Below are 24,168 nucleotides of genomic sequence, written 5' to 3'. Positions count from 1 at the left end.
GTAAACGGAACGTTCTATAAACGGAACGCAGCGGAACGAAGAGAACGACGAACGGTATGTCCCTGATGGCCATGGATCGAATACGCGCCGCCGCCCCGCCCACGGCGGTCGTCGCCGGACTGATCGCGGTGACCGTGGGCGTCACCAGCTCGGCCGCCCTCATCTTCACCGCCGCCAAGGCGGCCGGCGCGGACTCCCGCGAGATCTCCTCCTGGATGCTCGCCCTCAGCGTGGGCATGGCCTGCACCGGCATCGGCCTCTCCGTCCGCTACCGGGCGCCCGTGGTGATCGCCTGGTCGACACCGGGCGCGGCCCTCCTGATCACGAGCCTGAACGGCGTGTCGATGGCCCAGGCGGTGGGCGCTTTCGTGTTCTCCGGGCTGCTCATCCTCGCCAGCGGGGTGACGGGCTGGTTCGCCCGCGCCATGGACCGCATCCCCGTACCGATGGCGGCCGCGCTGCTCGCGGGGGTCCTGCTCCAGTTCGGTACCGGCCTCTTCACCACCATGCACAGCAGCTTCGCCGTGGCCTTCCCGATGTTCGTGGCGTACCTGCTCGGGCGCCGGCTGCTGCCCCGGTACGCCGTACTGCTCGCCCTCGCCGCCGGCATCGTCGCCACGGTGTTCACCGGCGGCTGGCACGCGGAGCGGGTGCGGCTCTCCGTGGCCACGCCGGTGTTCGTCACCCCGGAATTCGACTGGAAGGTCCTGATCAGCGTCGGCGTCCCGCTGTTCGTGGTCACCATGGCCTCCCAGAACCTCCCCGGCGTCGCGGTGCTCCGGGGCGCGGGCTACGACGTACCGGTCTCGCCGCTGATGACCTGGACCGGCGCCGCGAACCTGCTGCTGGCGCCGTTCGGCGCGTACGGCCTCAACCTCGCGGCGATCACCGCGGCCATCTGCACCAGCGAGACGGCCCACCCCGACCGTCGTAAGCGCTACATCGCCGCCGTCTGGGCCGCCGTCTTCTACCTGTGCGTCGGCGTCCTCGGCGCGACGGTGGCATCCCTGCTCGACGCCATGCCGCACCCTCTCGTCCTCGGCATCGCCGGCATCGGCCTGCTCGCCACCGTCACCAGCTCGCTGGCCACGGCTCTGTCCGACGCCGCGTCCCGCGAAGCGGCCGTCGTCACCTTCCTCGCCACGGCCTCCGGCGTGACCCTGCTCGGCATCGGCTCCGCCTTCTGGGGCCTGCTGGCAGGCGTCCTCACCAGCGTGATCCTCTCGGCGGGCGGCAAGCAGCGAAAGCCGGACGCTCCCGCACCGCCCGGTGAGCGACGTCAGGGGGCCACGGAGCGCACCAGGATGACGGCGTAGCGGCACTCTTCCGCGGTGTTGTTGGCGAAGGCGCGCGGGGCCGGGGCGCCGAGTTCGAGCGTGTCGCCCGCCGCCAGTTCGTGGATCTCGTCGCCCTCGTGGAAGGTGAGCCGGCCGTCCAGTACCCAGACGATCTGCTGTACGAAAGCGAATGCCGCGGCCGGATACGGTACGTGCGCGCCGGCCGGCAGCCGGATCTCGGCGATCTCCGCGGGGAACCGCGGACCGGAGATCTGGCGGCGCCGGTACCCGGTGGCCGGATCCCGCCACTCCCCGGCGGCGTCCACGAGCCCACCGTCCTCGTTGCCCCTGTCGTCCGTGGCACCCTCCGCCATCGCGAGCAGCGAGGAGACGCTGATCCGGAAGGCGCCGGAGAGCTTGCCGAGGACGACGGCGGTCGGGCTGCTCTCGCCGCGCTCGATCCGATGCACCATGGCGCGGGAGACGCCGGAGGCCTCGGCCAGCTGCGCCAGGGTCCACCGGCGCCGCTCCCGCTCGGCGCGTACCCGTGCCCCGATGCGGCTCACCAGAGGATCTACCATATTGGACATGGATCCAATATATGAGAAGGAGTCGGGGGCAGCGGTCGCGGTGGCGGAAGCGGCGACGGTGCGCCCGGCGCGGTCCGGTGACCTGGACGCCATTCTCGCCATTCGCAACGATGCGATCGAGAACTCGACCGCATTGTGGACGGAGACGCTCCAGACGCCCGCCGAGGGCGCCGCCTGGCTCGCCGCGTTCCTGGACAAGGGCGCGGCATTCGTCGCCGAGCGCGAGGGCGAGGTCGTCGGCTTCGGCGTCTACGCGCCCTGGCGGCCGCTGGAGGGCTTCCGGTACTCCGCGGAGAACTCCGTCTACGTCCGTACCGACCGTCATGGCCTGGGCGTCGGATCCGCGCTCCTGGACGCTCTCATCACCTCCGCGCGAGCAGCCGGCTACCACCTCATGATCGCCGACATCGAGTCGGGCAACGCCGCCTCGATCCGCCTGCACGAACGCTTCGGCTTCCAGCACGCCGGCACCGTACGCGAGGTCGGCACCAAGTTCGGCCGCTGGCTGGACCTGACGATCATGCGCCTCGCCCTGACGTGAGCCGTGCCCGGTGCCGCTGGCTCAGCGGCAACGAGTACCGCAGGATGCGGGCCCAGCAGGACGCGTACTGGCGGGGCAGTGAGCCCGTGACGTAAGGGATTCCGTACCGTCGGCAGATGTCCCGCACGCGGGGCGCGAGCTGTCCGTAACGGTTGCTGGGCAGATCGGGGAAGAGATGGTGCTCGATCTGGTGGCCGACGTTGGCGCTGAGGATGTGGAAGAGGGGGCTGCCACGGAAGTTGGCGGCTCCCTGGATCTGCCGCAGGTACCACTGCCCGCGCGTCTCGTCGGCGACCTCCTCCTCGGTGAAGTCCCGTACGTCCCACGGGAAGTGTCCGCATTCCAGGATCACGTGCAGCCACAGGCTGCGCACCGTGTTGGCGGTCAGGTTGCCCAGCAGGCAGGGCAGCGCGGACGGCCCGGCGAGCGCGGGGAAGAGCAGATAGTCCTTGGCGAGCTGGCGGACGGATTTCCCGGCGAGGGCACGGAGCTCGCCCAGCAGCCGCCGGGGTGACTTGCGACCGCGGAGGACCTCGTCGAACGCCAGGTCGTACAGGGCGATCCCCGGTTCGAAGAACGGGGCGAAGAGTACGTTGAGGAGCGGCTGGGCCAGGTGGACCGGGCGCCAGGGCTGCCGGGGGCTCAAGCGCATCAGCGCGTAGCCGAAATCGCGGTCGCGTCCGACGACGTTGGCCCAGACGTGGTGCTGGTGGTTGTGGGCTTCCTTCCACAGATCCGCCGGCGGGAGGAAGTCCCACTCCCAGGTGGTGGAGTGGACGGCGGGATCGCCCATCCAGTCCCACTGGCCGTGCAGGATGTTGTGGCCGAGTTCTCCGGCCGCCAGGATCTTGGCGGTGGCGAGCATGGCCGTACCACCCAGCCAGGCGGGCGGGAGGAGAGACACCGCGAGGGCGGCACGGCCGCCCGCTTCCAGGCCGCGCTGTACGGCGATCACGGTGTGGATGTAGCGCATGTCCTCGGCGCCGCGCTCCGCGATGACCTCGGCCCGGAGCCGGTCCAGCTCCTCGGCCAGGGCATCGAGCCGCTCCGGCGAAAGACGGTCACTGCCGATGTCAGCACCAGTGTCAGCACCAGTGTCGGCACCGGCCCCGGCGGACGACGGGCGTGACGGACGTGACGGACGCGTGGTGTCGGCGTGCGCGGCTGCGGTGGTCCTGGTGGGCGCGGTCACGGTGTCCTCCTCGGAACCGGAGTGTCGGAGGCGTTGGGCAGGGCCTCGACGGCCCGCAGGCGAAGGTCTCGCGCCGGCCGCCCGCCGGCGCCGGGGAGTAGAGCGGTCACACGCACTCTCCTGTTCCGCGACTCGGACCGGGTGCGCCAGCGTAACCAGCGTTCAGAATCGCCCCACGGACCCGTCGCAGCCATCAGGCCACCGGCCACGGTCCCGTCCGCCGCGGCTCGACCAGCGACCTCCCGGTCGGTCGTGCCCCACGCGGCACAGTCACCCCGCTCCTGACGCCTCGGCGAGCAGCGAAGACAGCCGAAAGCGGCCCGGAGAAGTTCTTGATGGCTTCTTCATAGGTTCTTCATCAGGGCGGTTCTACATTCGGCGGGTCCGGTCCCGGTGGGCCGGGCGGTGGTCGAGGGGTGAGGAGCGCAAGGATGGGTTCGCGTCGGTGGTTCGGGGGACGGTTGCTGGTCGGGGCGGTGTCGGTGGTGGCGCTGACGGTGACCGGCTGCGGGAGCGACGGCGGCGGGGACGACATCGCGTCCGCCGGTAACGGCAAGCCCGGCGCGAGCGCGACCAAGAGCGGCGCCGGTGAGCTGGCCGAGTACGTCGAGGGGCAGCGCAAGTGGGTCGAGTGCCTGCGTGACGCGGGGCTCGACGTCCCCGACCCGGACGCCAAGGGCCGGGTCGACTTCGGTGACAACGCCAAGTGGAAGCGCGACCAGAAGGCCCTCCAGGCGCAGGAGAAGTGCGCGGACCTCAGCCTGCCCGTCCCCGACAGCGTCCAGAAGGAGCAGCAGCCCGAGCTCTCCAAGGAGGAGATCGGGAAGAACCGGGAGTACGCGAAGTGCATGCAGGAGCACGGCGCTCCCGACTTCCCCGACACCGGTGAGGACGGCCACTTCCGGGACGTCCAGTGGGATTCCACGTCGGCCGGTGCGAAGCGGGCCGCGCGCAAGTGCGCCTCGATCATCGGCATCCCGGAGAACGCGCCCACGCCCAAGGGCTGACGGGCAGGAACAGGATCCGACGGGGCGGGGGCAGTAATCCATGGACACGGGACGGGAATCGGAGAGCCGCGCCGACGGCCGGAGAGCCGGGCGGCCCAGGCGCGGCCCCGTGCTCGTGGGGGCCGGGATTCTCCTGGTCGCCGGGGTCAGTACGGTCGGCGCCCTCGGGCTGGGCGGGGGCGGCGCGGACGCCGGTCAAGAGGGGCGGGGCAGGAGCAGCCAGGCGGTACCGGTCACCCGTGGCACGCTGACCGACCAGACGGAGATCGACGGCCGGCTCGGCCACGGCCCCGAAGTCCCGTTCCCCGTCAAGGCGAAGGGAACGGTGACCTGGCTGCCCGAGACGGACCGGACGATACGGCGTGGCGGGACCGTACTGCGCGTCGACGACCGTCCGGTGGTGCTGCTGTACGGCAGCCTGCCCATGTATCGCGATCTGGGGATGGTGGAGCCGGAAGCGGCGACAGCGGGCGGCGACGAGGCCAGTGGCAGTGGTGCCGGGGCCAAGGACGCCGACGGAGTCACCGACATCGACGGCGGCACCCCGCCCACGCAGCAACCCGCGCCGCCATCCCGACCGACCCCCCTGCGCGGCATGGACGTCAAGCAGTTCGAGACCAACCTCCAGGCGCTCGGCTACTCGGGCTTCACCGTGGACGACACGTACACCACGCTGACCGCCGACGCCGTCAAGCGCTGGCAGAAGGACCTCGGACTGCCGCAGACCGGCCGGGTCGACGCTGGTGACATCGTTTACGCGTCCGGTCCGGTACGGATCGCCGGCACCAGCGTGCGGGTCGGGGCCGAAGCCGCCGGCAGTCCGGTGAGTTACACCCGTACCTCCCGCATGGTCACCGTCGCCGCGCCCGCCGCCGACACCGACTGGGCGCGACGGGGCAGCGAGGTCACCGTGGAACTCGCCGACGGGCGTTCGGTGCAGGGCAAGGTCGCAAGCGTGGGCAAGGACGCGTCCGCCGCCGCGGGCGAGGGCAACGCCGAAGGCGAGGACGGCGGCGGCGACGCGGGCGTGAAGGAGGCCACCGTGTCCGTAGTGATCACCTTCGACGACCAGGACGCGCTGGGCAGGATGGAGAGCGGCCCGGTCACCGTTCGGTATGTGGTCGAGCAGCGGAAGGGCGTACTGAACGTTCCGGTCGCCGCGCTGGTGGCCCTGGCCGAGGGCGGCCACGGTCTGGAACTGGCCGACGGCAGTGGCAAAGACACCGACGGGGCGAGCCGCTTCGTACCCGTCAAGACCGGGCTGTTCGCCAACGGCCGGGTCGAGGTGAGCGGACCCGAGGTCCACGAGGGCATGAAGGTGAGAATCCCCAAGTGACCTCCCAAGCGACCCCCCAAGTGATCTCCCAAGCGACGCCCCACGTCGTCGAGTTCGCCGCCGTGACCAAGACCTACCCCGGCCACGTCACAGCGGTGGACCGGGTCGATCTGGCCATCGAGTACGGCGAACTTGCCTGCGTCGTCGGCCACTCCGGCTCGGGGAAGTCGACCATGCTGCATCTGATGGGCACGCTCGACCGGCCGTCCAGCGGCCGCGTCACCGTCGACGGCCACCCGGTCGCCGAACTGTCGGACCGGGAGGTCTCCGCACTGCGCGCGCAGCGCATCGGATTCGTGTTCCAGCAGTTCCATCTGGCCGTGGGCGTACCGGTACTGGACACCGTCGCCGACGGGCTGCTGTACGCGGGTATCCCGTTGCGGGAGCGACGGCGCCGGGCTGCGGACGCGCTGACCCGGGTGGGTCTCGACCACCGGATCGACCACCTGCCGCACCAGCTATCCGGCGGCGAGCGGCAGCGGGCCGCGGTCGCCCGTGCCGTCATCGGCGAACCGGCCCTGCTGCTCGCCGACGAGCCCACCGGAAACCTCGACTCGGCCTCCGGTGCCGCGGTACTGGAGCTGCTGCGCGACCTGCACACGGCGGGCACCACGGTCGTGGTCATCACGCACGACCGGGAGATGGCTGCGGCCTTCGACCGCCGGGTGGAGATGCGCGATGGCCGGATCATCGCCGACAGCGGCCGTACCGGGCCTGAGGGGGAGCGATGAGCCGCCGAGCGCGTACGACTTCGCTGCGTCCCGCCCGCCTCGGCCCCGCCGACCTCGTCCGGCTCGGCGGGACCGGGCTGCGTACCCGGCCGTTGCGGGTCTTCCTGTCCGCGTTGGGTATCGCGATCGGGGTCGCCGCGATGGTCGCCGTCGTCGGCATCTCCAGCTCCAGCCGGGCCGAGGTCGACCGCAGGCTCGATGCGTTGGGTACCAACATGCTGCGCGTCGCCCCTGGTCAGACCCCGGACGGCCGCAAGACCCGCCTCCCGCAGGAGGCGGTGCCCATGATCCGGCGGATCGGGCCCGTGCAGCAGGTGGCGGCAGTCGGGGTGCTCGACGGCGCCGCGATCTACCGCAACGCGCACATCCCGGTGGGGCGGACCAGCAGCGTCCAGGTGGCGGCGGCCGAGCCGCGGCTGCTGCCGGCGATCGGCGGCAGGGTCAGTACGGGCCGGTGGCTCGCCTCGGCGACCGAGGAGTACCCGGCGGTGGTACTCGGCGCCGAGGCGGCCCGGCGGCTGGACGCGTACACCCCGGGGATGCGGCTGTGGCTGGGCGGCAAGTGGTTCTCGCTCGTGGGCGTGCTGGAACCGGCCCCGCTCGCCCCGGAGATCGACAGTTCGGCGCTGGTCGGGTGGCAGGCGGCGCGGACGTATCTGCGCTTCGACGGCCATCCGTCGACCGTGTACGTACGTGCCCGGGACGACCGCGTGACGGCGGTACGGGACGTCCTCGCGGCCACCGCGAACCCGGCGCAGCCGAACGAGGTACTGGTCTCCCGGCCCTCCGACGCGCTGGCGGCCCGGGAGGCCACCGAGTCCGCGCTGACCGGGCTGCTGCTCGGCCTCGGCGGGGTCGCGCTGCTGGTGGGCGGCGTCGGGGTGGGCAACACCATGGTCATCTCGGTGCTCGAACGCCGCCCGGAAATCGGTCTGCGCCGCGCGCTGGGCGCCACCAGCGGCCAGATCCGCGGCCAGTTCGTCGCCGAGTCGCTGCTGCTCTCCGCACTGGGCGGCCTCGGCGGGACGGTACTCGGTACGGCCATCACCGCCGCGTACGCATACGTACGCGACTGGCCGACCGAGGTACCGGTATGGGCCGCCGGCGCGGGCATCGCCGTCACGCTGCTGATCGGCGCGACAGCGGGCCTCTACCCGGCGGTCCGGGCCGGCCGACTCTCCCCGACCGAGGCACTCGCGGGCTGAGAACCTGTCCCTCGAGCACGAGCTCTATCAGGGGGCGTGACCCGGGGACCGCATGCCGAGCCACTGCTCGGCGTCCCAGGCATGAAAGCGCTCTACCTCGGTGAACGCCAGCTTTGCCGCGAGGCGCATCGAGCCGACGTTGGCGGTCTGGGTGGCGAGCACCACCGGCTCGCCGGGAAGTACGCTGCCGAACCAGTCGAGCGCTGCGGCGCACGCCTCGGTTGCGTACCCGAATCCCCACGCTCGCGGCAGGAACAGGTAGCCGAGATCGACCTTCCCCGCGGCAGCCGGGCGGCGGTGCTCCGGTGTTCTCCTGAGCAGGACCTGGCCGATCATCGCCCCGTCGAGATCGACAACGAAACTCCCGGGCCGCCGCCCGGGCACCTCGGGCATCTCGCGCTCAAGCTCGTCACGCGGGCGGGGGCCGCCGAGGTAGGTGTGCACCTCCGGCGAGGCGTGCAGCTCGATGAACGCCGCACGGTCGCGGGCCTCGGGCTCACGGAGCACGAGCCTCTCGGTCCTGATCGGGGAAGGTGGCCAGGCGACGGGTCCGAGCTCAGTCATGCCGGCCAGCCAATCAGCAGGCTCGGCAACGCTCAAGACTCGCGGACCGAGGCACTCGCGGCTGAGGCGTCATCCGGTGGGCCCCGGCCCCGCGGGCAGTGTCACCGTGAACACCGTCCCCACCCCCACCGCACTCTCCACCTCGATCGTCCCCCGGTGGTCGTGCACGATCTGGCGGGCGATGGACAGGCCCAGGCCGCTGCCGCCGGTGGTGCGGCCGCGGGCCGCGTCCGCGCGCCAGAAGCGGTCGAAGAGGTGTGGCAGGTCCTGGGCCGGGATGCCCGTGCCGGTGTCGCGGACCTGGAGGACCGCCAGGTCGTCGCGGGCGGAAAGCGTCAGTGTGACCGTGCCGCTCGGCGCCGTGGCCCGTATGGCGTTGCCGATCAGGTTGCCGATGACCTGGCGCAGTCGGTCGGCGTCGGCGACCGCGTACGTCCGCTCCGGTGCTGCCACCTCCAACGCGATCCCGGCGTTCTCGGCCTGGGCGCGGTGGGCGGTGCGGCAGGTCTCCAGCAGGTCGCGCAGTTCGATGTCGGCGCGGTGGTAGGTGAGCGCGCCGGCCTCGGCGAGCGCCAGGTCCTGCAGGTCGTCCACGATGCGTTGCTGCAGCATCGCTTCCTCGTGGAGGGACGCGAGGAGTTCGGGCGTCGGCTCCACGACCCCGTCCTGAAGTGCTTCCAGGTAGCCGCGCAGGTTGGCCAGGGGAGTGCGCAGCTCGTGTGCGATGTCGCCGGTGAGGCGGCGTTGGCGTTCCTCACCTGCTTGGAGGGAGTCCGCCATCTTGTTGAAGGCGCGCCCCAGTTCGGCGATCTCGTCCCGTCCGGAGACCGGGACCCGCTGCCCCAGCTCGCCGTCGCCCAGGCCCCGGGCGGCCAGCGTCAGGGCGCGGATCGGGCGCAGTACGGCCCTGCTCAGCAGCAGCGCGCCGAGGATGGCCGCGAGGGCGACGCCGACCGCGACGGCCACCGTGGGCGCGGCGGCCAGGGTGGGCGGGGATTCGTCGCGTACCCCGAGGCGGACCTGGAGCCGCGGTGGCGCGGCCGTACCGATCCGTTCGTCGAAGACCCGCTGCAAGCATGTCGCGAACCGCCGTTCGCCCGTGCACTTCTGGACCGCCGCGTGGTCCTGGGCGGCCTTCGGGTCGGAGGCCGCCGCCGGCTCCTTGCACTGCGCCGGTGCCTCGCCGTTGGTACTGATGCGGGGGACGCCGGCACTGTTCGGCCGGGCCGTCACCGTGGCCCCGGCCCGGGTCAGGCAGGCGGCGTAGGCCGCGGCCGCCCGGTACTCGCCGATCGCGGTCACCGTGCGCTTGACCGAGGCCAGCGGTACCTGGTCCGTCGGCAGCCGCAGTGTGGGGCGCGGGTCGACCAGGACCGGGGGCTGGCGGCTCACCGCGCGCGGCTCGCGGCCGGTGAGGGCGTCGGAGTCGGCGAGCAGTTCGTCGGCCTCCGTGGCGACCCAGATGCGCTGGCCGGTGTCCTTCGCCAGCCGGCTCACCGTGGGGGAGATGCCTTCCCAGGTGCCGTGCGCGAAGCCGTAGGCGTACAGCTCGCCGGTGATACGGGAGACCACCTGCCGCCCGGCGGTGACGGAATCGGCGGCCTGCCGGGTCGCCTGACGCCACGTCAGCCAGGCGGTCGCGGCCGTGGCGGCCATCGCGACAAGCATCAGCAGGGCGAGCGCCCGCAGCCGGAAACTCACCGGACCTCACCCTGCCCCGCCGCCAGCCGGTACCCCCGCCCGTAGACCGTCTCCACATACCGCGGGCTGTCCGGGCCGCCGCCCTTCTCCAGCTTCCGCCGGAGGTTCATCACATGCGCGTCGACCGTGCGCTCCAGGACGTTCTGATCGAATCCGAAGACCCGGTCGATGATCTGGGCCCGGGTGAACGCCCGGCCGGGCTCGCCCGCGAGCACGGTCAGAATGGCGAACTCCTTGCCGGTCAGCACCACCGGCTCCCCGGCCACCCGCACCTCGAAACGCGCGGTGTCGACCTCCAGGTCCCCGACCGTGAGCACGGTGGGCTCCGTACGCCCTGCCGCCTTCGCCCGCCGTAACAACGCCCGTACCCGCGCGGTGAGTTCGCGTGGGCTGTACGGCTTGGTCATGTAGTCGTCGGCCCCGAGGTCCAGCCCCAGCAGCATGTCCTCCTCCGTGGTGCGCGCGGTGAGCAGCAGGATCGGCACCTGGGACTCGGCGCGCAGGATGCGGCACACGTCGAGGCCGTCGACATTCGGCATCATCACGTCGAGCACGATGAGGTCGGGCCGGGAGGACCGGGCCCGGTCCACGGCGGCGCGGCCGTCGCCGACGACCTGTACCTCGTTCCCCTCCCGCTCCAGGTAGAGCCGGATCAGCCGGGCCTGTTTCACATCGTCCTCGGCGACCAGTATCCGAGCGCTCAACGTGCCTCTCCTCACGCCATGTGCCAATTTGTGCGCCCGTAGGGGCTTTTCAGCCTCTCGGACACCCGAAATCGGTCACTCCGGGGCGGAATGCTTTCTTCGCCATGTTCAGAACAGGATCGTACTAACGCCACGCGCATCCCAGGCGATGCAGTGGCCACTGCTCTTGCCTCAAGCCACCCGGCAGGCAGGAGCGGTGCCAACAACAAAAAAGCAACTGGGGGATCTTATGAAGCGTCGACTCGCAGCCGTTCTGCCCGCCATCGCGGCGGTGGCCGTCTGCCTCCCGTTCACCCTCTCCACTCCGGCGGTGGCCGCCGCGTCCTGCGGCAAGACCGCCGCCGACAAGGACGGAAGCGCCTGGAACGCCACGGCCGATGGCGCCAACGAGCGCAGCGGGTCCAGCACCAACTGTGCTGTCAACGGCATCGCCTACTCCGGCCACCGGCTCGACTACCACTGCTACACGGTGGCCGGCGACTACACCTGGACGTACCTCAGAAACGACAGCACCGGCACCTACGGCTGGGTCCGCGACGACCTGCTGAGCGACTACGGCTCCAGCGTGTACTGCGGCTTCTGATCCTTCGTCCGCGCTGCCAGGGGCGGTCCCGGTCGGGGCCGCCCCTGGTCACGAGAGGGTACGGATCGCCCGGCGGACCTCCGCCGCGACAGGGTCGGGGAGCGGGGCGTAATGGAGGGCCGCGAGATGCTTCTGGCCCTCCGTGCCGGCGGTGTAGGTCAGGAACGACTTGAGGACCGGCAGGGAAGCGGCCTGATTCCCCTTGTCGCAGACGAGCTCGTAGGTCATCAGGACGATCGGGTACGCACCCGGCTTCGGCGCGGAGTAGTCGAACGCGAGCGTCTTGTCGTTGCCCTTTCCGGCGATTTCCGCGGCACCGATGCCGGCCGAGGCGGACTCCGTCGTGGGCGCCACCGGCTCGCCCGCACCCGTGTCGATACTGACCGTCGTGATCTTGCGGGAGACGGCGGAGGCCAGCTCGAAGTAGCCGATGGCTCCGTTGGAGGACGACACCTCCGCCGCGACGTGGGAGGAACCGGTCGCCGAGCCGCCGCCCTTGCCCTCCCACGCCTTCCCGGCCGGGTGCGGCCAGTCCTCGGGCGCGGCACCGGCCAGATACTCCTGGAAGTTCTGGGTCGTGCCCGAGTCGTCCGAGCGGTGCATCGGCCGGATGGGCAGGGACGGCAGCTTCGTGTCGGGGTTCAGCTTCTGGATGGCCGGGGCGTCCCAGGTGGTGATCCGCGAATCGAAGATCTTCGCCAGCGTCGGCGCGTCCAGTACCAGTTTGTCCACGCCCGGCAGCCGGAAGCCGATGGCGACGGGGCCGCCGGCCATCGGCAGATGGATCGCCCGGCCGCCCCGGCAGACCTCCCGCGACCACTTGATCTCCTGCTTGCTCAGCACCCCGTCGGTGGCGCCGAACGCGGTCGCGCCCCGCTGGAACTGCGCGACCCCGGCCCCCGAACCCAACGGGTTGTAGGCGATCTGCGCGTCCGGGCAGGCGCGTTGGTACGCGTCGATCCAGTGCTCCATGGCGCTCTGCTGCGCCGTCGAGCCGGAGCCGCGCACCTTGCCCTGACCCGCGCAGTCGACCCCGGTGGGCGCCGGCTCGGCGGGCCGGTGATGCTGGTCCGCCGCATCGGTGCCCTGTGCCCCGCACCCGGCGAGCACGGCGCTCGCGCAGGCCACGGTGAGCAGAGTGCTCCATCGGCTCGTACGCCCGACACCGACCCGACGACGGCTTTGCACTCTTTTTCCCCTCACGGCGCGACACTCATCTCAACACAACGAACTGCGCATGAATGCTCGCTGATCTTTCGTACGAGATGAGTGTCGCCCGGGCGAACAGGAGGTGATGTCTGGATCACGGCCAGGTGAACACGGCCGTGATCGGCCGCCGCTACGGCAGCCCGTGCACGTGCGGGCCGACCGCGTTGGACCAGGCGTTGCCCGCCGTCGCGTCCCAGTTCGTCGACCAGGTCATGGCGCCGCGCAGCCCGGGATAGGTCTTCGCGGGCTTGAAGGTGCCGCAGCCGGTGCCCCTGGTGAGGCAGTCCAGGGCGGCGTTGACCACGCTCGGCGCGACATACCCGCTCCCCGCGCCCCGCGTGGAGGCGGGCACACCGATTCCCACCTGGGAGGGGGCGAGGCCGCCTTCGAGCTGGATGCAGGCCAGTGCGGTCAGGAAGTCCACCGAGCCCTGGCCGTACACCTTGCCGTCACAGCCGAGCATCGAGCCGCTGTTGTAGTACTGCGTGTTGACGACGGTCAGGATGTCCTTCACGTTCAGCGCCGTCTTGAAGTAGCTGCCCGACGTGGACTGCATGTCGATGGTCTGCGGGGCCATCGTGAGGACGAGCCCGTTACCCGCCTTCTGCGACAGCGAGCGCAGCGCCTGCGTCATGTAGGTGGGGTTGAGGCCGTTCTCCAGGTCGATGTCGACGCCGTTGAAACCGTACTCCCGCATCAGCGCGTAGACACTGTTCGCGAAGTTCGCCGCCGAGGTGGCGTCGTTGACGGAGACGGTGCCCTTCTCGCCGCCGACCGAGATGATCACCGACTTGCCGGCCGCCTGCTTGGCCTTGATGTCGGCCTTGAACTGGTCGACGGTGTAGCCGTTCAGGCCCGCGGTGTCGAGGTTGAAGGTGACAGCGCCGGGCGTGCTGGTGGCGTCCGCGAAGGAGACCGCGATGATGTCGTACTGGTTCGGCACGTCGCTGATCTTCTGGACGGTCGCGCCGTTGTTGAAGTTCTGCCAGTAGCCGGTGACCGCGTGCTTGGGCACCGCCGGGTTGCTCCCGGAGCCGCTGTCGGCGGCGGTGGTGCCGGTGACCTCGGCGGACTTCGCGGACTCACCGGCCGCGTTGCTCGCCGCGACCTGGAAGCGGTACGCGGTGGCCGGGCTCAGGCCGGTGACGGTCGCGGAGGTGCCGCTGGCGGACTGCACCTTGGCGCCGTCGCGGTAGACGGTGTATCCGGTGGCGTCCTTGGCGGCGTTCCAGGTCAGGGCGATGGACGAGGGCGTTACGGAGCCGACGGCGAGGCCCGTCGGGGCGGCGGGGACGCCCGGTATCGGATCGGTGCCGCCACCGCCGTCGGGCCCGAAGACGCTGAGGTCATCGGCGAAGTAGGCGGGCTGGCCGTACCAGCCGTGGGTGTAGACGGTGACGGACGTGGTGTTCGGCCCGGTCGTGAAGCTGGTGCTGAGCTGCTGCCAGTCGGCTCCGCCCTGCGTCCAGGTCGAGACGTCGGTGGTACCGGTGCCGGACGCGCCGAGGTACACGTACGAGCCCTGGACGTAGGCGCTGAGCTTGTACGTCGAGCCGGGCTTGACCGCGACGGTCTGCGTGCACTTGGCGTGGTCGGAGCCGGCCGGGGTGGCCTTCAGGGCGCTCGTGCCGCCGTGCACGGGGCTCGCGACGGTCGTGCCGCTGCCGTTCGTACACGTCCAGTTGCTCAGCCCCGACTCGTAGCCGGAGTTCTTGGCGACATTGACATCGGCCTGCGGGGCGGCGACCGACTGGGCGCCGCTCGCCGCGCACACGAAGGCCGCAACGGTGGCGAGGAGGGCGGTGAGCCGGCGTCTGTGCCGGCGGGGTCTGTCAACTGCGGTACGGGGCATGACTGTCTCCGTGCGGACAAGGGGGACTCAAGGGCACGTACGGGACGGTGGCCACCGTGTCTGCGCTAAGAATGGTTCAGACCAATGCCGTTGTCCAGAGTCACGGCGAGGCTCGTCCGCTCTTCCGCGGCCGGGGCACCACGTCCTGCGGGAAAGTCAGCTCGCCGCCCATCCACCGCATCGCCGGGGTGATCTCCTGTCGCCAGGTCGTGAAGTGGTGGCTGCCCCGGGGCAGGATGATCGAGTCGACGGTCATCGGCGGCTTCGCCGCGCGCACGAACCGCAGCGTGTCGGCGTACCCGGGCTCGCCCTGCCGGCTGCTGGCCACCAGTACGGAGATCCGCGGCACCGGCCGATGCGCCAGCCGCCAGAAGAGGTCGTGCTCGCGCTGCCGCTGGGCGGCCCGCGGTCCGGAGCCGAAGAGGCTGCCGGTGGTCAGATCGTCCCGGATCCGGTAGTCGGCGGAGAGCGCGGCGGCCGCGGTATAGACACCGGGATTGCGCAGCGCGAGTTCGAGGGCGCAGGTGCCGCCGGAGGAGTATCCGAGGGCGCCCCAGGCGCTGGGGTCGTGGCCGACGCGATAGGCCGATTTCAGTGCGTCCGGCAGGTCCTTGGTGAAGAACGTCTCGGCCTGCGGCCCGCCGGGCACGTCCACGCACTGGGTGTCCCGCGGCGGCGCGACGGTCGGCCGGATCATCACCACGACGGTCGGCTGCATCCGGTGCCGGGCGATCAGCCGCCCCGCGGTCTGCGGCACCCGCAGATACTGCGCGAGATTCATGATGCCGCCGGGATAGCCGCTGATCGTGACGATGACGGGGAACCGCTGCCGGTGGAACTGGCGTTGGAAGTACTGCGGCGGCAGATAGACGAAGGCCGGATTCACCACCCTGGTACGCCGCCCCATGATCCGTACGGACTCCACCTTGCCGGCCTTCTCCGGCGGCCCGGCGGGCAGCCCCGTCACCCGGTCCAGCCCCTGCGGCCCGGCCGCCTGCACCAGCCCGCCCCGCACCCCGGCGGCCACGTCCCGGCCGTCGTGCCGGATGACCGACACCGGCGCCTGCTCGTTGCGTCCGAGCAGCTCGTCCCACGAACCGTAGAACTCGAAGGTGGAGTTGACGCCCAGGGCCAGCGCGCAGACGAGCGCGAGCTGGGTGACGACGATGGACGCGAGCCGGCCCAGCACGGCCCGGAGACCGCGCCCGGCCAGCCGGGGCCAGCCCCACACCGTGAGGACCACACAGAGCACGGCGGTCACCACCACCGCGTATTCGAGCGCCCGGCTGGTCAGCCCCATGCACCCATCACTCCCACCCGTCGAGACGTCCGGGGCCGGGCCGCCCGCAACGCCTTCACGGCGGGCGGCCCGGTCCCCGCTCACCGATAGGGAGGCGGACGCAGCGCGGTGCGTTCCGGCTGGGGCCGGTTCTCGCCAAGGGCGTCAGGCCCCGAGCCACTCCGGCCGGGACGAGCCGCGCGCGACGAGCGTGAAGGGGTAACGGCCCGGAGTACCGGACATCCGTACCTGATCGGTGACGCCCTGATAGGTACCGAGCGGGGTCTCGGCCGTGAACGTCTCGGGGTCGAGGTAGGCGTGGCGCTCACCGGTGCCGGCGACCTCCGCCGCGTACGCCTTGTCGAAGACGCCGAGGCTGAGGATCCACAGCGCGGCACGGGTCAGCGAGACGTGCACCCGGTAACTGCCGCCTTCCCGCGCCCGGCGGGCCAGCGCCTCGCTGACACCGGCGGCCATCAGCCAGGAGACGATGTAGTCATTGACCACCAGGATCGGCGGCAGGCCCGGCCGCTCCCCGTCGCCCTCCAGATTCATCATGCCGACGAGGCTGCCGGCCGTCTGGTCGAAGCCGACCCGGTCCGCCCAGGGCCCGGTGGGACCGTTGAGGGTGGCCGTCGCGTGGACGATGCCGGGGCGTACGGCCGCCGCCTGTTCCGGGCCGAACCCAATGCTCTCCAGGTAGCCGGGGCGGCGATTGGCGTAGAACACGTCGGCCCCGCCCAGCAGTTCGCGCAGCCGCGCCGAGCCGTCGGCGGAGCGCGGGTCGAGGGTGGCGGAGCGGACGCCGACGTTGGCCGTCACGTAGGTGGTGTCGTGCTCGTGCTCGTTCGGGCGCCAGATGTTGAGTACATCGGCACCGTGCAGCGCCAGCGCACGGCCCGCGCCCGCACCGGCGATCACATGTCCCATGCCCAGGGCCCGGATGCCCGACAGCGGCTGATCGCCCTCGGCGGGCAGCGGCTCGGCCGGGCTGTCGCCGATCTTCTCGATCTCGACGAGCGGCATGTGTGCGAGGTGTTCGCGGTACTGCGGCTCGTCGAGCATCTCCAGCGGGGAGCGCAGTACGGGCAGCACGACCCCGGCTTCGACGGCGGCCTGCTCCAGGTCGGCGGCGTTCCACCCGGCGATCGCCTTGGCCACGGCGTCGGCGTCGTCCGCAGTGCCCAGCAGCTTTTGCGCGGCCACCTTGATGCCGGGGTAGGGGTTGAGCGGCATCACCCAGCGCCCGTCGGCGGTGGGGTAGAACGAGAAGCCGAGCGCCTGGTTCACATTGGACGTGGAGGCCGCCGGATAGCCGTTCAGCAGCTCCCAGCGGCGGTCGTAGAACGGGCACAGCCGGTGCGGCGCGCTCCGCAGGTCCACGGTGATGTCCTGCCCGTCCCCGCCGCGCAGCCGCCACAGCTTGGCGACCGCGGCGGACTTGGCCGCGAGCGCGATGGCGGCGGCCCCGCCCAGCCGCAGTGTGCTCGGTACGACCGGGTCGGCACCGAGGAAGGTGACCTTGCCGCCGGTGTCCTCCGGGCGCATACCGATGCCTGCCAGCACCTCGGCGAAGGCGGCCTCGACGTCGAAGGCGTCATCGGTCGCCGGGGCGGCGACGGCTGCCTGGATGCGCTGGGTGAGGTGTTGTGCGTGCCCGGTGGTTGTGGTCATCGGTGGGTCAACTCCCTGGGGTGTCCGGTGAGGTGCTGGGCTACGACATTCAACTGGTCCGGCTGGTTCGATTGGTTCGACTCGTTCCGTCGGCTCTCCTCGGCCAGCCAGCCGACCAGCTCCTCGACCGCCGTCACGGTGTGCAGGCACAGCGTGAGGGCGCGGCCGCGGGCGTGTGCGACGCCGTCCGGCGCGGTGCGGTCGGTCAGGTCGGCGAGCCCGCTGCGACGGGCCGTGTCGTCGAAGGCGGCGCGCAGGACGCCGGGGTGCGGCCGGCCCTTCGCGGCGACGACGGCGGCCAGCTCCGCCAAGTGGTGATCGAGGACCGCGGCGAACTCGGCGGTCTCCGGCACGGCATCCGTCGGCCCGCCCGGCCGCCCGTCGTAGAGCAGCGCGGCGCACTGGGTGATCTCGTACACCGACTGCTGGATGCCAGCCAGTTCCTCGGCGGTCCACCGGGCCCGGTGGCGGCGCGGCTCGTGGCCCAGGCTGGCGATCGCGCCGTCCAGCCGTTCCCTGGCCTGCCGGGACTGCCGGCGCAGTACATCGATCCCGGCCGGGTCCACGGCGCCGGCCTCGGCGTACCCGGTGACCAGCATCGGCAGCAGCCGCTGCTGCACTCGCAGCCAGTCGGCCAGCAGCTCGTGCGTGCGGTGGTGGTGGTACGTCGGGATCACCACGAAGACGACCAGGCCGAGCAGCGCGCCCACGAGGGTGTCGGCGGGGCGGCCCCACTCGATCAGGTCGGGCGCAGAGCCGAGCCGGCTGATGAGGAAGACGATCCAGGCGGTGATGAAGAAGTTCAGTACGAGCTGGCCGACGCGGAGCGTGAGGAAGACACAGGCCGCGAGGACCGACGCACCGATCACCAGCCCGCCGGCGCTCCATCCGCCGGGCAGCAGCACCACCCACGCCACGAGCCCGCCGAGGATCGAGCCGATCGGCCGGCTCCAGCCGCGCGCGAAGGTGTGCCCGTAGTCGGGGAACAGCACCAGCATCGTGGTGAGCGCGGCCCAGAAGCCGTGGTCGGGCAGGGCGTGGCCCCAGAAGTCGCCGAATGCGCGGCCCGCCGCCTCACCGGCTGTGGTGCCGACCGCGATGCGGATGGCGTGCCGGAAGAGGGGAGCGCCCGGGCGCATCTCGGCGGACAGCCGGCGCCATCCGGAGCGCAGCGCGTTCTCGGCGGGGAAGGCGTCCAGTACGTGGTCCAGCCCCTCGGGGCCGCGGGCCTGGAGCCAGTGGTCGGCCAGCCGTGCCGCTTCGCGAAGACGGGGGAGCAGCGCGTCGGCCTCGGGGCCGCGCCAGGTGTCGAGCAGGCGCAGCGCCTCGGCGTCGGCGTCCTGCCGCCGGGCGGTCAGTACCGTACCGGCGACCGCGTCCAGCGCCTCGGCGATCGCGGCACGCGGCACGCGCGCCGTCCGGGGCAGGAAGTGCAGGCCCCGCCGGATGCCCTCGGCCTCCGAGAGCAGCCCGAAGAGCGGGGCCGCGGCGGGGCGGGCGAACGCGGGCAGCAGGTCGAGGGCCGAGCGGGCCGCGGTGAAGGGCGCGGAGGAGAGGTGCCCGGCGGGCTCGGCGGCCCGCGCGGTGCTCGCCAGGCTCCGGTACAGCGCGGCCACCGCCTTGCGCTGCGCGGGGTGGCGACGGCCGTACGGGGGCAGCAGCTGGGCGACGAAGACCAGCGCGGAACCGACCGCGATCCACTGGACCATGGTCAGCCCGGCCGATATGCCGGGGGAGAGGTCCGCGGTGATCATGAGCCCGATCGTGACCAGGCAGGCCCGGATGCCGGGGGCCACGCCCAGGGCACGCCACAGCCCGGCGACGTAGGACGCCACGGCGAGCACGATCAGGAACCACCAGCCCATCGGGTGGAGGTACACGCCGATCAGCGTGGCGAGGGTGAAGCCGACCCCGAGGACGAGCGCGTTCACCGCCCGGTGCCGGACCGGTGCCAGGAGTGTGCCGATGCCGCAGATGAAGGCGCCGACGGTCATCATGGCCCAGGCCAGTGGGTCGTCCATCAGCCAGCCGACGACGGAAGCGGCGACGACGGCGAGCACGGCCCGGCCGATCGCCCAGGGATCCGAAATGACGCGCTCCACCTTCAGCGCGGCCCGGAAGCTGTGCCGAAGCGCCGAGCGCCATGCCTTGACCTCATTCATATAGATGCAGAATACACCTAACAGTCCGTACGGGTCGAGTGACTGCGCCCCGACAGGGGAGTGAATCGACCCACTCCCGCCGCCGGGGCGTGGTCAGTCCCTCAGCAGAGGGTCACCAGGCGTTGCGGTGAATGACCTCGGAGACGGGGCGCCGCCGTACCGGACCGAAGTTGCCCACCGGCCACCCCACCGGGATCGCCGCGAAGGTGCGCATCTCCTCCGGGATGCCCAGCACCTGCTTCCACTCCCGCTCCAGCAGCAGGTGCCAGATGGTGATGTTGGCGGCCAGGCCGAGCGCGCGTGCGGCGAGCAGCAGATTCTGCACGCCCGGATAAACGCACGAGCCCTCCGCGAGAGCGGTGAAGCGCGGCTGGATCCGCGCCAGTTCCTCTGCGGCGGCGGCACCCAGCGCTCGTACGGAAGCCTTTACTCCCTCTTCGTCCGGCTGGTGCTCGGGCATCCGGTAACAGGGAATGATCAGCGCGGGCGTCTCCGCGAAGTGATCGCGCTGGTACTCGATGGCCGCGACCATGCGGCCGTACGCGGCCTCGTCCATCCCCTCGGGCGCGTACTTGCCCGTGGTGGCCAGGTAGGAGTCCACACACCGCTGCCACAGCGGCGCCAGCCGTGCCATGACCTCGGGGTCGGTGACGAGCACGTACTCGTACCGCTGCATGTTGCCCCCGCTGGGGCCCCAGACGGCGGCCTGTATGAGCCGCTCCAGCAGCTCGTCCGGCACGGGGTCGGGCTTCAGGCGGCGCATGGCCCGCATGGTCGACATGGTGTCGAAGAGCGGGGGTTGCGGGTGTGCCGAGTTGCTGGCCGTGGTGGTCGTTGTGTTGATCATGGCCGCAGAGTGTAGGCCGCAGAGGTCGTACCGTCCGGGTCGCCGACGATCGGCGGCACGTCGGCGGCCGACGCCCGGACGAACCGGGGCCCGTCCGGCCCGTACACCGCACGCGGTTCGGGGAAGACGGCCAGCAGGAGGAGATAGCTCACCGCGGCCAGCACGAGGCCGACGGGCAGCGAGATGTCGGCGCCGCCGGCGAGACCGCCGAGCGGCCCGACGAACTGACCGGGCAGGTTGGTGAACATCAGCCCCACGGTGGCCGACACCAGCCAGGCGGCCATGGCGCGCCAGTTCCAGCCGTGCGTGAACCAGTAACGCCCGCCCCGCTGGCGGCGGTTGAAGACCTGAATGGCGTCCGCGTCGTACCAGCCGCGCCGGGTGACATAGCCGAGGATCATCACGACCATCCAGGGCGCCGTGCAGGTGATGATCAGCGTCGAGAACGTGGAGATGGACTGGGTCAGGTTCAGCGCGAAGCGCCCGGCGAAGATGAATGCGATCGACAACACCCCGATGAACAACGTGGCCTGCACCCGGCTGAAGCGCGGGAACACACTGGAGAAGTCCAGTCCCGTCCCGTACAGCGCGGTGGTTCCGGTCGACAGCCCGCCGATCAGGGCGATCAGGCAGAGCGGCAGGAAGTACCAGCCGGGCGAGACGGCGAGCAGGCCGCCGACGTAGTTGGGCGCCGCCGGGTCGACGTACCGTGCGGCCTTCTCCGCGATGACCGACGCGGTGGCCAGGCCGAAGACGAAGGGCAGCAGCGTGGCCAACTGGGCGAGAAACGCGGCGCCCATCACGCGGCGGCGCGAGGTCGTGGCGGGAATGTAACGCGACCAGTCGCCGAGAAACGCACCGAAGGAGACCGGGTTGGACAGCACGATCAGCGCGGCACCGACGAACGAGGGCCAGAACAGTGGATCGCCGGTCGAGGCGAAAGAGCCCGCGTAACCGGGGTCGAAGTCGCCCGCGAACGCGAACGCACCGAGCACGAACATCGCCGAAGCCGCCACCACCGCCACCTTGTTGACCAGCAACATGAAGCGGAAGCCGTAGAGGCAGACGATGAGAACGAGCCCGCCGAACAGCGCGTACGCGAGCCCGTACGCCGCCCCCGACTCGGGGAGGCCGGCGAGCCGATGAGCACCCCCGACGAGCGCGTCCCCGGACGACCACACCGAAATCGAGAAAAACGCCACGGCGGTGAGAAGCGAGAGAAAGGAGCCCACGATCCGCCCGTGCACGCCCAGGTGCGCGGACGAGGAGACGGCATTGTTCGTACCGTTGACCGGGCCGAACAACGCCATGGGAGCGAGCAGCAGCGCCCCGGCGACCAGCCCGAGCACGGTCGCCGCGAGCCCCTGCAGAAAGGACAGCCCGAAGAGCACGGGGAAGGCCCCGAGCACACAGGTCGCGAAGGTATTGGCACCACCGAAGGCCAACCGGAACAGATCGACCGGCCGCGCGGAACGATCCGCGTCCGGTATCCGCTCGACGCCATGGGTCTCAATCTCGGTGATCGCCGTAGTCACGCGCTCCACTCCCTGCCGCCGCTGCTGCCACTCGACTTCACAGTGTGTCAGCGTCCCCTGGCGCGTACTGCGCCACCCCGTGGCCGAAGGACCAGTCGGCCGACTCGTTCTCGGTCAGGGTGATGAAGACGTTCCGCGGCTCGGTCCCTGCGTACGCGTGCGCGAGCTCGGCGATTCGCCGGTACAACGCCCGCTTCTGGTCGGGGGTGCGCCCCGAACGCATCGTGATCGCGATGTACACGATGCCGTCGTCGCGCCGGATACCGAGGTAACCGCCGTAGCGCAGTGTGCTGTTGACGCCGTCATGGCCGGTCAGCACCTGGAACAGGTCGTCGGACGGAAAGCCGATCGTCTCGACCAGCGCGTCGTGCACGGCCCGGCCGAGCGCGCCGAGCCGCTCGCTGTCGGTCCCCAACGCGTCGATACGCACAAATGGCATGCGGAGATTCCCCTTCCGTGATCGGGACGGTACATACTAGTAGGTACAACTGCGTGTTGTGGACGAGGGAAGAGCGCAATCGCGCCTGCCCGTCCAGGCGGGTGCGTGCCATGCTGGCGGCCATGCAGCTCCTCCTGCGTTCTCGTCCCCCGGGCCGCCGGTGGTTATGTGCCCCCGGAGTGGTCGTCGTGACGGCACTGGCGCTGTTGGCGGCCGGGTGCTCCGGTGGGGGTGGCAGGGACGACAGAGGGGGCAGCGATGACACCTTTGTATATCTGTCCAGCAGGGGGCTGGTGACCGAGTGGGATCCGGCGCGGTCCTACTCGGATGAGTTGGTGGCCCTGTCGAACATGTACGAGGGGCTCACCCGGTACAACGCCGAAACCGGCAGGACCGAAGGCGTGCTGGCGACCCGGTGGACATCGTCCGGGGACCGCCGGACCTGGACGTTCACCCTGCGGGACAACGTACGGTTCCACTCCGGACGCCCGCTGACCGCCGAGGCGGTCAAGGCGTCGATCGAGCGCACCATGAAGCTGAAGGCCAGCGCCTCCTACGTGTGGGACCCGGTGAAGAAGATCACCCCGGTCGGGACGCGGCAGGTCCGCTTCGAGCTGTCCCGTCCGGCGCCACTGGACATCGTGGCCTCCGCCGCCTACGCGGCCTACATCTACGAGGTCTCCGACGACGCCGAGGACTACCGGGCCACCAGCCGCGGCACCGGGCCGTACACGGTCGCCTCCTGGAATCCGGGCAGCGAGAACGAGCTGGAGCTGACCGCCTTCAAGGACTACTGGGGCGGCTGGAAGGGCAACCGCTACAAGAAGGTGATCTTCCAGGCGGTGCCGCAGTCCTCCACCGCAGCGCAGCTCATGAGCTCGGGTGCGGGGCACTACAGCGGCGGGCTGCCGCCGCAGCTCCTGGACACGTTGCGCGGCCGGCCGAACCTCGCCGTACGCGAACGGCCCTCGTGGCAGACCCTGATCGGCCTGCTGAACACCGAGAAGAAGCCACTGGACGACGTACGGGTGCGCCAAGCCGTCGCGGACGCGCTCGACTACCGGGAAATCGTCACCGCGAGCAGGGGCGCGCTCGTGGCCTCCGACGGCGTCATCCCCGAAGGAATGCTCGGACACACCACCGCCCTCGCTCTGCCGGGCGACCGCGACCGCGCCCGGCAGCTGCTGAAGGAGGCCGGGTACGGCCCGGGCAGCGGCCGGACCATCAACCTGGAGATGACCTATCCCGCGGGCGACGACACCATCCGCATGACCGGTGACCTGATGAAGGCACAGCTGCGCCCGTTCGGCATCAACCTCCGGGTCGTGGGCCTGGAATGGTCGTCGGCGCAATGGCCGCGCGCCAAGAAAAAGGACCGTGACGAGCGCCAGGACATTTTCGTCATGTGGTGGTGGCCGGACGATCCCGAGCCGCTGTCGTACTTCCGCAACGTGTTCCGCACCGAGAAGGAGATCTCCTACAACCTCGCCTACTACTCCAATCCCCGGCTCGACCGGCTCATCGACCGGGTCGGCGCGCAGACGGCCACCGACCCGGGCGGGGCCGTGCGGACCTACCGCACGATGCAGGAGATCCTCATCAGGGACGCGCCGGTGCTCTTCCTCGGCACCAACACCTATCAACGGGTGCTGAGCAGTGACGTCCGGGGCTTCGTCGACAACCCGGCCTACGCCAACGTTGTGTTCGTCCACGATCTCACCCACCGCTAGCCCGGGGCTG

Annotated in this window: 21 protein-coding genes; 8 read left to right on the top strand and 13 right to left on the bottom strand. The window is 70.9% G+C overall.

Annotated elements, in window-relative coordinates; translation table 11 throughout:
• Positions 1 to 62: 62 nt before the first annotated feature.
• Positions 63 to 1,316: a benzoate/H(+) symporter BenE family transporter gene (locus AB0I82_RS33635; protein WP_363261343.1), complete on the top strand. Its 1,254-nt coding sequence runs from the start codon at positions 63 to 65 to the stop codon at positions 1,314 to 1,316.
• Here the strand turns inward: AB0I82_RS33635 and AB0I82_RS33630 are convergent.
• Entirely contained in the window at positions 1,280 to 1,867 is a 588-nt protein-coding gene (locus tag AB0I82_RS33630) for an XRE family transcriptional regulator (protein ID WP_363261273.1), read from the bottom strand. The two genes, AB0I82_RS33635 and AB0I82_RS33630, sit on opposite strands and share 37 nt — an antisense overlap.
• Between AB0I82_RS33630 and AB0I82_RS33625 the strand changes: the two genes are divergently transcribed.
• Complete coding sequence (locus tag AB0I82_RS33625) at positions 1,866 to 2,408, top strand: N-acetyltransferase family protein (RefSeq protein ID WP_363261272.1); 543 nt, start codon at positions 1,866 to 1,868, stop codon at positions 2,406 to 2,408. The genes AB0I82_RS33630 and AB0I82_RS33625 overlap by 2 nt on opposite strands.
• Here the strand turns inward: AB0I82_RS33625 and AB0I82_RS33620 are convergent.
• Entirely contained in the window at positions 2,386 to 3,480 is a 1,095-nt protein-coding gene (locus tag AB0I82_RS33620) for an acyl-CoA desaturase (protein WP_363261342.1), read from the bottom strand. The two genes, AB0I82_RS33625 and AB0I82_RS33620, sit on opposite strands and share 23 nt — an antisense overlap.
• A 551-nt stretch (positions 3,481 to 4,031) precedes the next feature.
• On the opposite strand from AB0I82_RS33620, the gene AB0I82_RS33615 reads away from it, so the two are divergent.
• From AB0I82_RS33615 to AB0I82_RS33600, 4 genes are read left to right on the top strand one after another with little or no spacing between them, the layout of a single operon-like run.
• The gene (locus AB0I82_RS33615; protein WP_363261271.1) at positions 4,032 to 4,607 is read left to right on the top strand and encodes a hypothetical protein; all 576 of its coding nucleotides are present in this window, start codon (positions 4,032 to 4,034) and stop codon (positions 4,605 to 4,607) included.
• Between the two features lie 40 nt (positions 4,608 to 4,647).
• Positions 4,648 to 5,943, top strand: coding sequence for a peptidoglycan-binding protein (locus AB0I82_RS33610; protein ID WP_363261270.1), 1,296 nt, complete (start codon positions 4,648 to 4,650; stop codon positions 5,941 to 5,943).
• Complete coding sequence (locus AB0I82_RS33605) at positions 5,940 to 6,674, top strand: ABC transporter ATP-binding protein (RefSeq protein WP_363261269.1); 735 nt, start codon at positions 5,940 to 5,942, stop codon at positions 6,672 to 6,674. Before AB0I82_RS33610 ends, AB0I82_RS33605 begins: the two co-directional genes overlap by 4 nt.
• Positions 6,671 to 7,879, top strand: a complete 1,209-nt coding sequence (locus AB0I82_RS33600) for an ABC transporter permease (protein WP_363261268.1) — start codon at positions 6,671 to 6,673, stop codon at positions 7,877 to 7,879. The genes AB0I82_RS33605 and AB0I82_RS33600 overlap by 4 nt, the downstream gene beginning before the upstream one ends.
• Before the next feature lie 27 nt (positions 7,880 to 7,906).
• Here the strand turns inward: AB0I82_RS33600 and AB0I82_RS33595 are convergent, their stop codons facing one another.
• The 3 genes from AB0I82_RS33595 to AB0I82_RS33585 all read right to left on the bottom strand — a co-directional run bounded on the left by AB0I82_RS33595 (position 7,907) and on the right by AB0I82_RS33585 (position 10,848).
• Positions 7,907 to 8,443 carry a GNAT family N-acetyltransferase gene (locus tag AB0I82_RS33595; RefSeq protein WP_363261267.1) on the bottom strand — a complete coding sequence of 179 codons (537 nt, stop codon included), beginning with the start codon at positions 8,441 to 8,443 and terminating at the stop codon, positions 7,907 to 7,909.
• Between the two features lie 69 nt (positions 8,444 to 8,512).
• Positions 8,513 to 10,144 (bottom strand): ATP-binding protein, encoded by a 1,632-nt coding sequence (locus AB0I82_RS33590; protein ID WP_363261266.1) that lies wholly within the window; start codon positions 10,142 to 10,144, stop codon positions 8,513 to 8,515.
• On the bottom strand, positions 10,141 to 10,848 hold the full coding sequence (locus AB0I82_RS33585) for a response regulator transcription factor (protein ID WP_363261265.1): 708 nt from the start codon (positions 10,846 to 10,848) through the stop codon (positions 10,141 to 10,143). The genes AB0I82_RS33590 and AB0I82_RS33585 overlap by 4 nt, the downstream gene beginning before the upstream one ends.
• Positions 10,849 to 11,077: 229 nt before the next feature.
• Here AB0I82_RS33585 and AB0I82_RS33580 point away from each other — a divergent pair, with 229 nt between their 5' ends.
• The gene (locus tag AB0I82_RS33580) at positions 11,078 to 11,431 is read left to right on the top strand and encodes an SH3 domain-containing protein (RefSeq protein ID WP_363261264.1); all 354 of its coding nucleotides are present in this window, start codon (positions 11,078 to 11,080) and stop codon (positions 11,429 to 11,431) included.
• Between the two features lie 48 nt (positions 11,432 to 11,479).
• Here the strand turns inward: AB0I82_RS33580 and pstS are convergent, their stop codons facing one another.
• The 8 genes from pstS to AB0I82_RS33540 form a co-directional block, all read right to left on the bottom strand.
• A complete protein-coding gene (gene pstS, locus AB0I82_RS33575; RefSeq protein WP_363261263.1) occupies positions 11,480 to 12,559 on the bottom strand; it encodes a phosphate ABC transporter substrate-binding protein PstS in 1,080 nt (359 codons plus the stop codon).
• Between the two features lie 211 nt (positions 12,560 to 12,770).
• On the bottom strand, positions 12,771 to 14,492 hold the full coding sequence (locus AB0I82_RS33570; RefSeq protein ID WP_363261262.1) for a glycoside hydrolase family 18 protein: 1,722 nt from the start codon (positions 14,490 to 14,492) through the stop codon (positions 12,771 to 12,773).
• Positions 14,493 to 14,592: 100 nt separating this feature from the next.
• A complete protein-coding gene (locus AB0I82_RS33565; protein WP_363261261.1) occupies positions 14,593 to 15,792 on the bottom strand; it encodes an alpha/beta hydrolase-fold protein in 1,200 nt (399 codons plus the stop codon).
• Positions 15,793 to 15,936: 144 nt separating this feature from the next.
• Entirely contained in the window at positions 15,937 to 17,445 is a 1,509-nt protein-coding gene (locus AB0I82_RS33560; RefSeq protein ID WP_363261260.1) for a CoA transferase, read from the bottom strand.
• Positions 17,442 to 19,607: an FUSC family protein gene (locus AB0I82_RS33555; RefSeq protein ID WP_363261259.1), complete on the bottom strand. Its 2,166-nt coding sequence runs from the start codon at positions 19,605 to 19,607 to the stop codon at positions 17,442 to 17,444. Before AB0I82_RS33555 ends, AB0I82_RS33560 begins: the two co-directional genes overlap by 4 nt.
• Positions 19,608 to 19,719: 112 nt before the next feature.
• Positions 19,720 to 20,454 (bottom strand): nitroreductase family protein, encoded by a 735-nt coding sequence (locus AB0I82_RS33550; protein WP_363261258.1) that lies wholly within the window; start codon positions 20,452 to 20,454, stop codon positions 19,720 to 19,722.
• A complete protein-coding gene (locus AB0I82_RS33545) occupies positions 20,451 to 21,989 on the bottom strand; it encodes a cytosine permease (RefSeq protein WP_363261257.1) in 1,539 nt (512 codons plus the stop codon). The genes AB0I82_RS33550 and AB0I82_RS33545 overlap by 4 nt, the downstream gene beginning before the upstream one ends.
• Positions 21,990 to 22,026: 37 nt before the next feature.
• Positions 22,027 to 22,428 (bottom strand): tautomerase family protein, encoded by a 402-nt coding sequence (locus tag AB0I82_RS33540; RefSeq protein WP_363261256.1) that lies wholly within the window; start codon positions 22,426 to 22,428, stop codon positions 22,027 to 22,029.
• Positions 22,429 to 22,721: 293 nt separating this feature from the next.
• Here AB0I82_RS33540 and AB0I82_RS33535 point away from each other — a divergent pair, with 293 nt between their 5' ends.
• Positions 22,722 to 24,158 (top strand): ABC transporter substrate-binding protein, encoded by a 1,437-nt coding sequence (locus tag AB0I82_RS33535; RefSeq protein WP_363261255.1) that lies wholly within the window; start codon positions 22,722 to 22,724, stop codon positions 24,156 to 24,158.
• Positions 24,159 to 24,168 lie beyond the last annotated feature (10 nt).

It is taken from the genome of Streptomyces sp. NPDC050315 (assembly GCF_040655775.1).
Lineage (GTDB): Bacteria > Actinomycetota > Actinomycetes > Streptomycetales > Streptomycetaceae > Streptomyces.
This window is presented reverse-complemented; position numbering and strand designations above follow the sequence as displayed.

Bases quoted from the DNA above. Each gene is read 5' to 3' on its own strand.
- AB0I82_RS33625 (WP_363261272.1), top strand. From the start codon at position 1,866: ATGGATCCAATATATGAGAAGGAGTCGGGGGCAGCGGTCGCGGTGGCG.
- AB0I82_RS33610 (WP_363261270.1), top strand. From the start codon at position 4,648: ATGGACACGGGACGGGAATCGGAGAGCCGCGCCGACGGCCGGAGAGCC.
- AB0I82_RS33550 (WP_363261258.1), bottom strand. From the start codon at position 20,454: ATGATCAACACAACGACCACCACGGCCAGCAACTCGGCACACCCGCAA.
- AB0I82_RS33630 (WP_363261273.1), bottom strand. From the start codon at position 1,867: ATGTCCAATATGGTAGATCCTCTGGTGAGCCGCATCGGGGCACGGGTA.
- AB0I82_RS33555 (WP_363261259.1), bottom strand. From the start codon at position 19,607: ATGAATGAGGTCAAGGCATGGCGCTCGGCGCTTCGGCACAGCTTCCGG.
- AB0I82_RS33615 (WP_363261271.1), top strand. From the start codon at position 4,032: ATGGGTTCGCGTCGGTGGTTCGGGGGACGGTTGCTGGTCGGGGCGGTG.
- AB0I82_RS33540 (WP_363261256.1), bottom strand. From the start codon at position 22,428: ATGCCATTTGTGCGTATCGACGCGTTGGGGACCGACAGCGAGCGGCTC.
- AB0I82_RS33565 (WP_363261261.1), bottom strand. From the start codon at position 15,792: ATGGGGCTGACCAGCCGGGCGCTCGAATACGCGGTGGTGGTGACCGCC.
- AB0I82_RS33580 (WP_363261264.1), top strand. From the start codon at position 11,078: ATGAAGCGTCGACTCGCAGCCGTTCTGCCCGCCATCGCGGCGGTGGCC.
- AB0I82_RS33595 (WP_363261267.1), bottom strand. From the start codon at position 8,443: ATGACTGAGCTCGGACCCGTCGCCTGGCCACCTTCCCCGATCAGGACC.
- AB0I82_RS33560 (WP_363261260.1), bottom strand. From the start codon at position 17,445: ATGACCACAACCACCGGGCACGCACAACACCTCACCCAGCGCATCCAG.
- AB0I82_RS33570 (WP_363261262.1), bottom strand. From the start codon at position 14,492: ATGCCCCGTACCGCAGTTGACAGACCCCGCCGGCACAGACGCCGGCTC.
- AB0I82_RS33600 (WP_363261268.1), top strand. From the start codon at position 6,671: ATGAGCCGCCGAGCGCGTACGACTTCGCTGCGTCCCGCCCGCCTCGGC.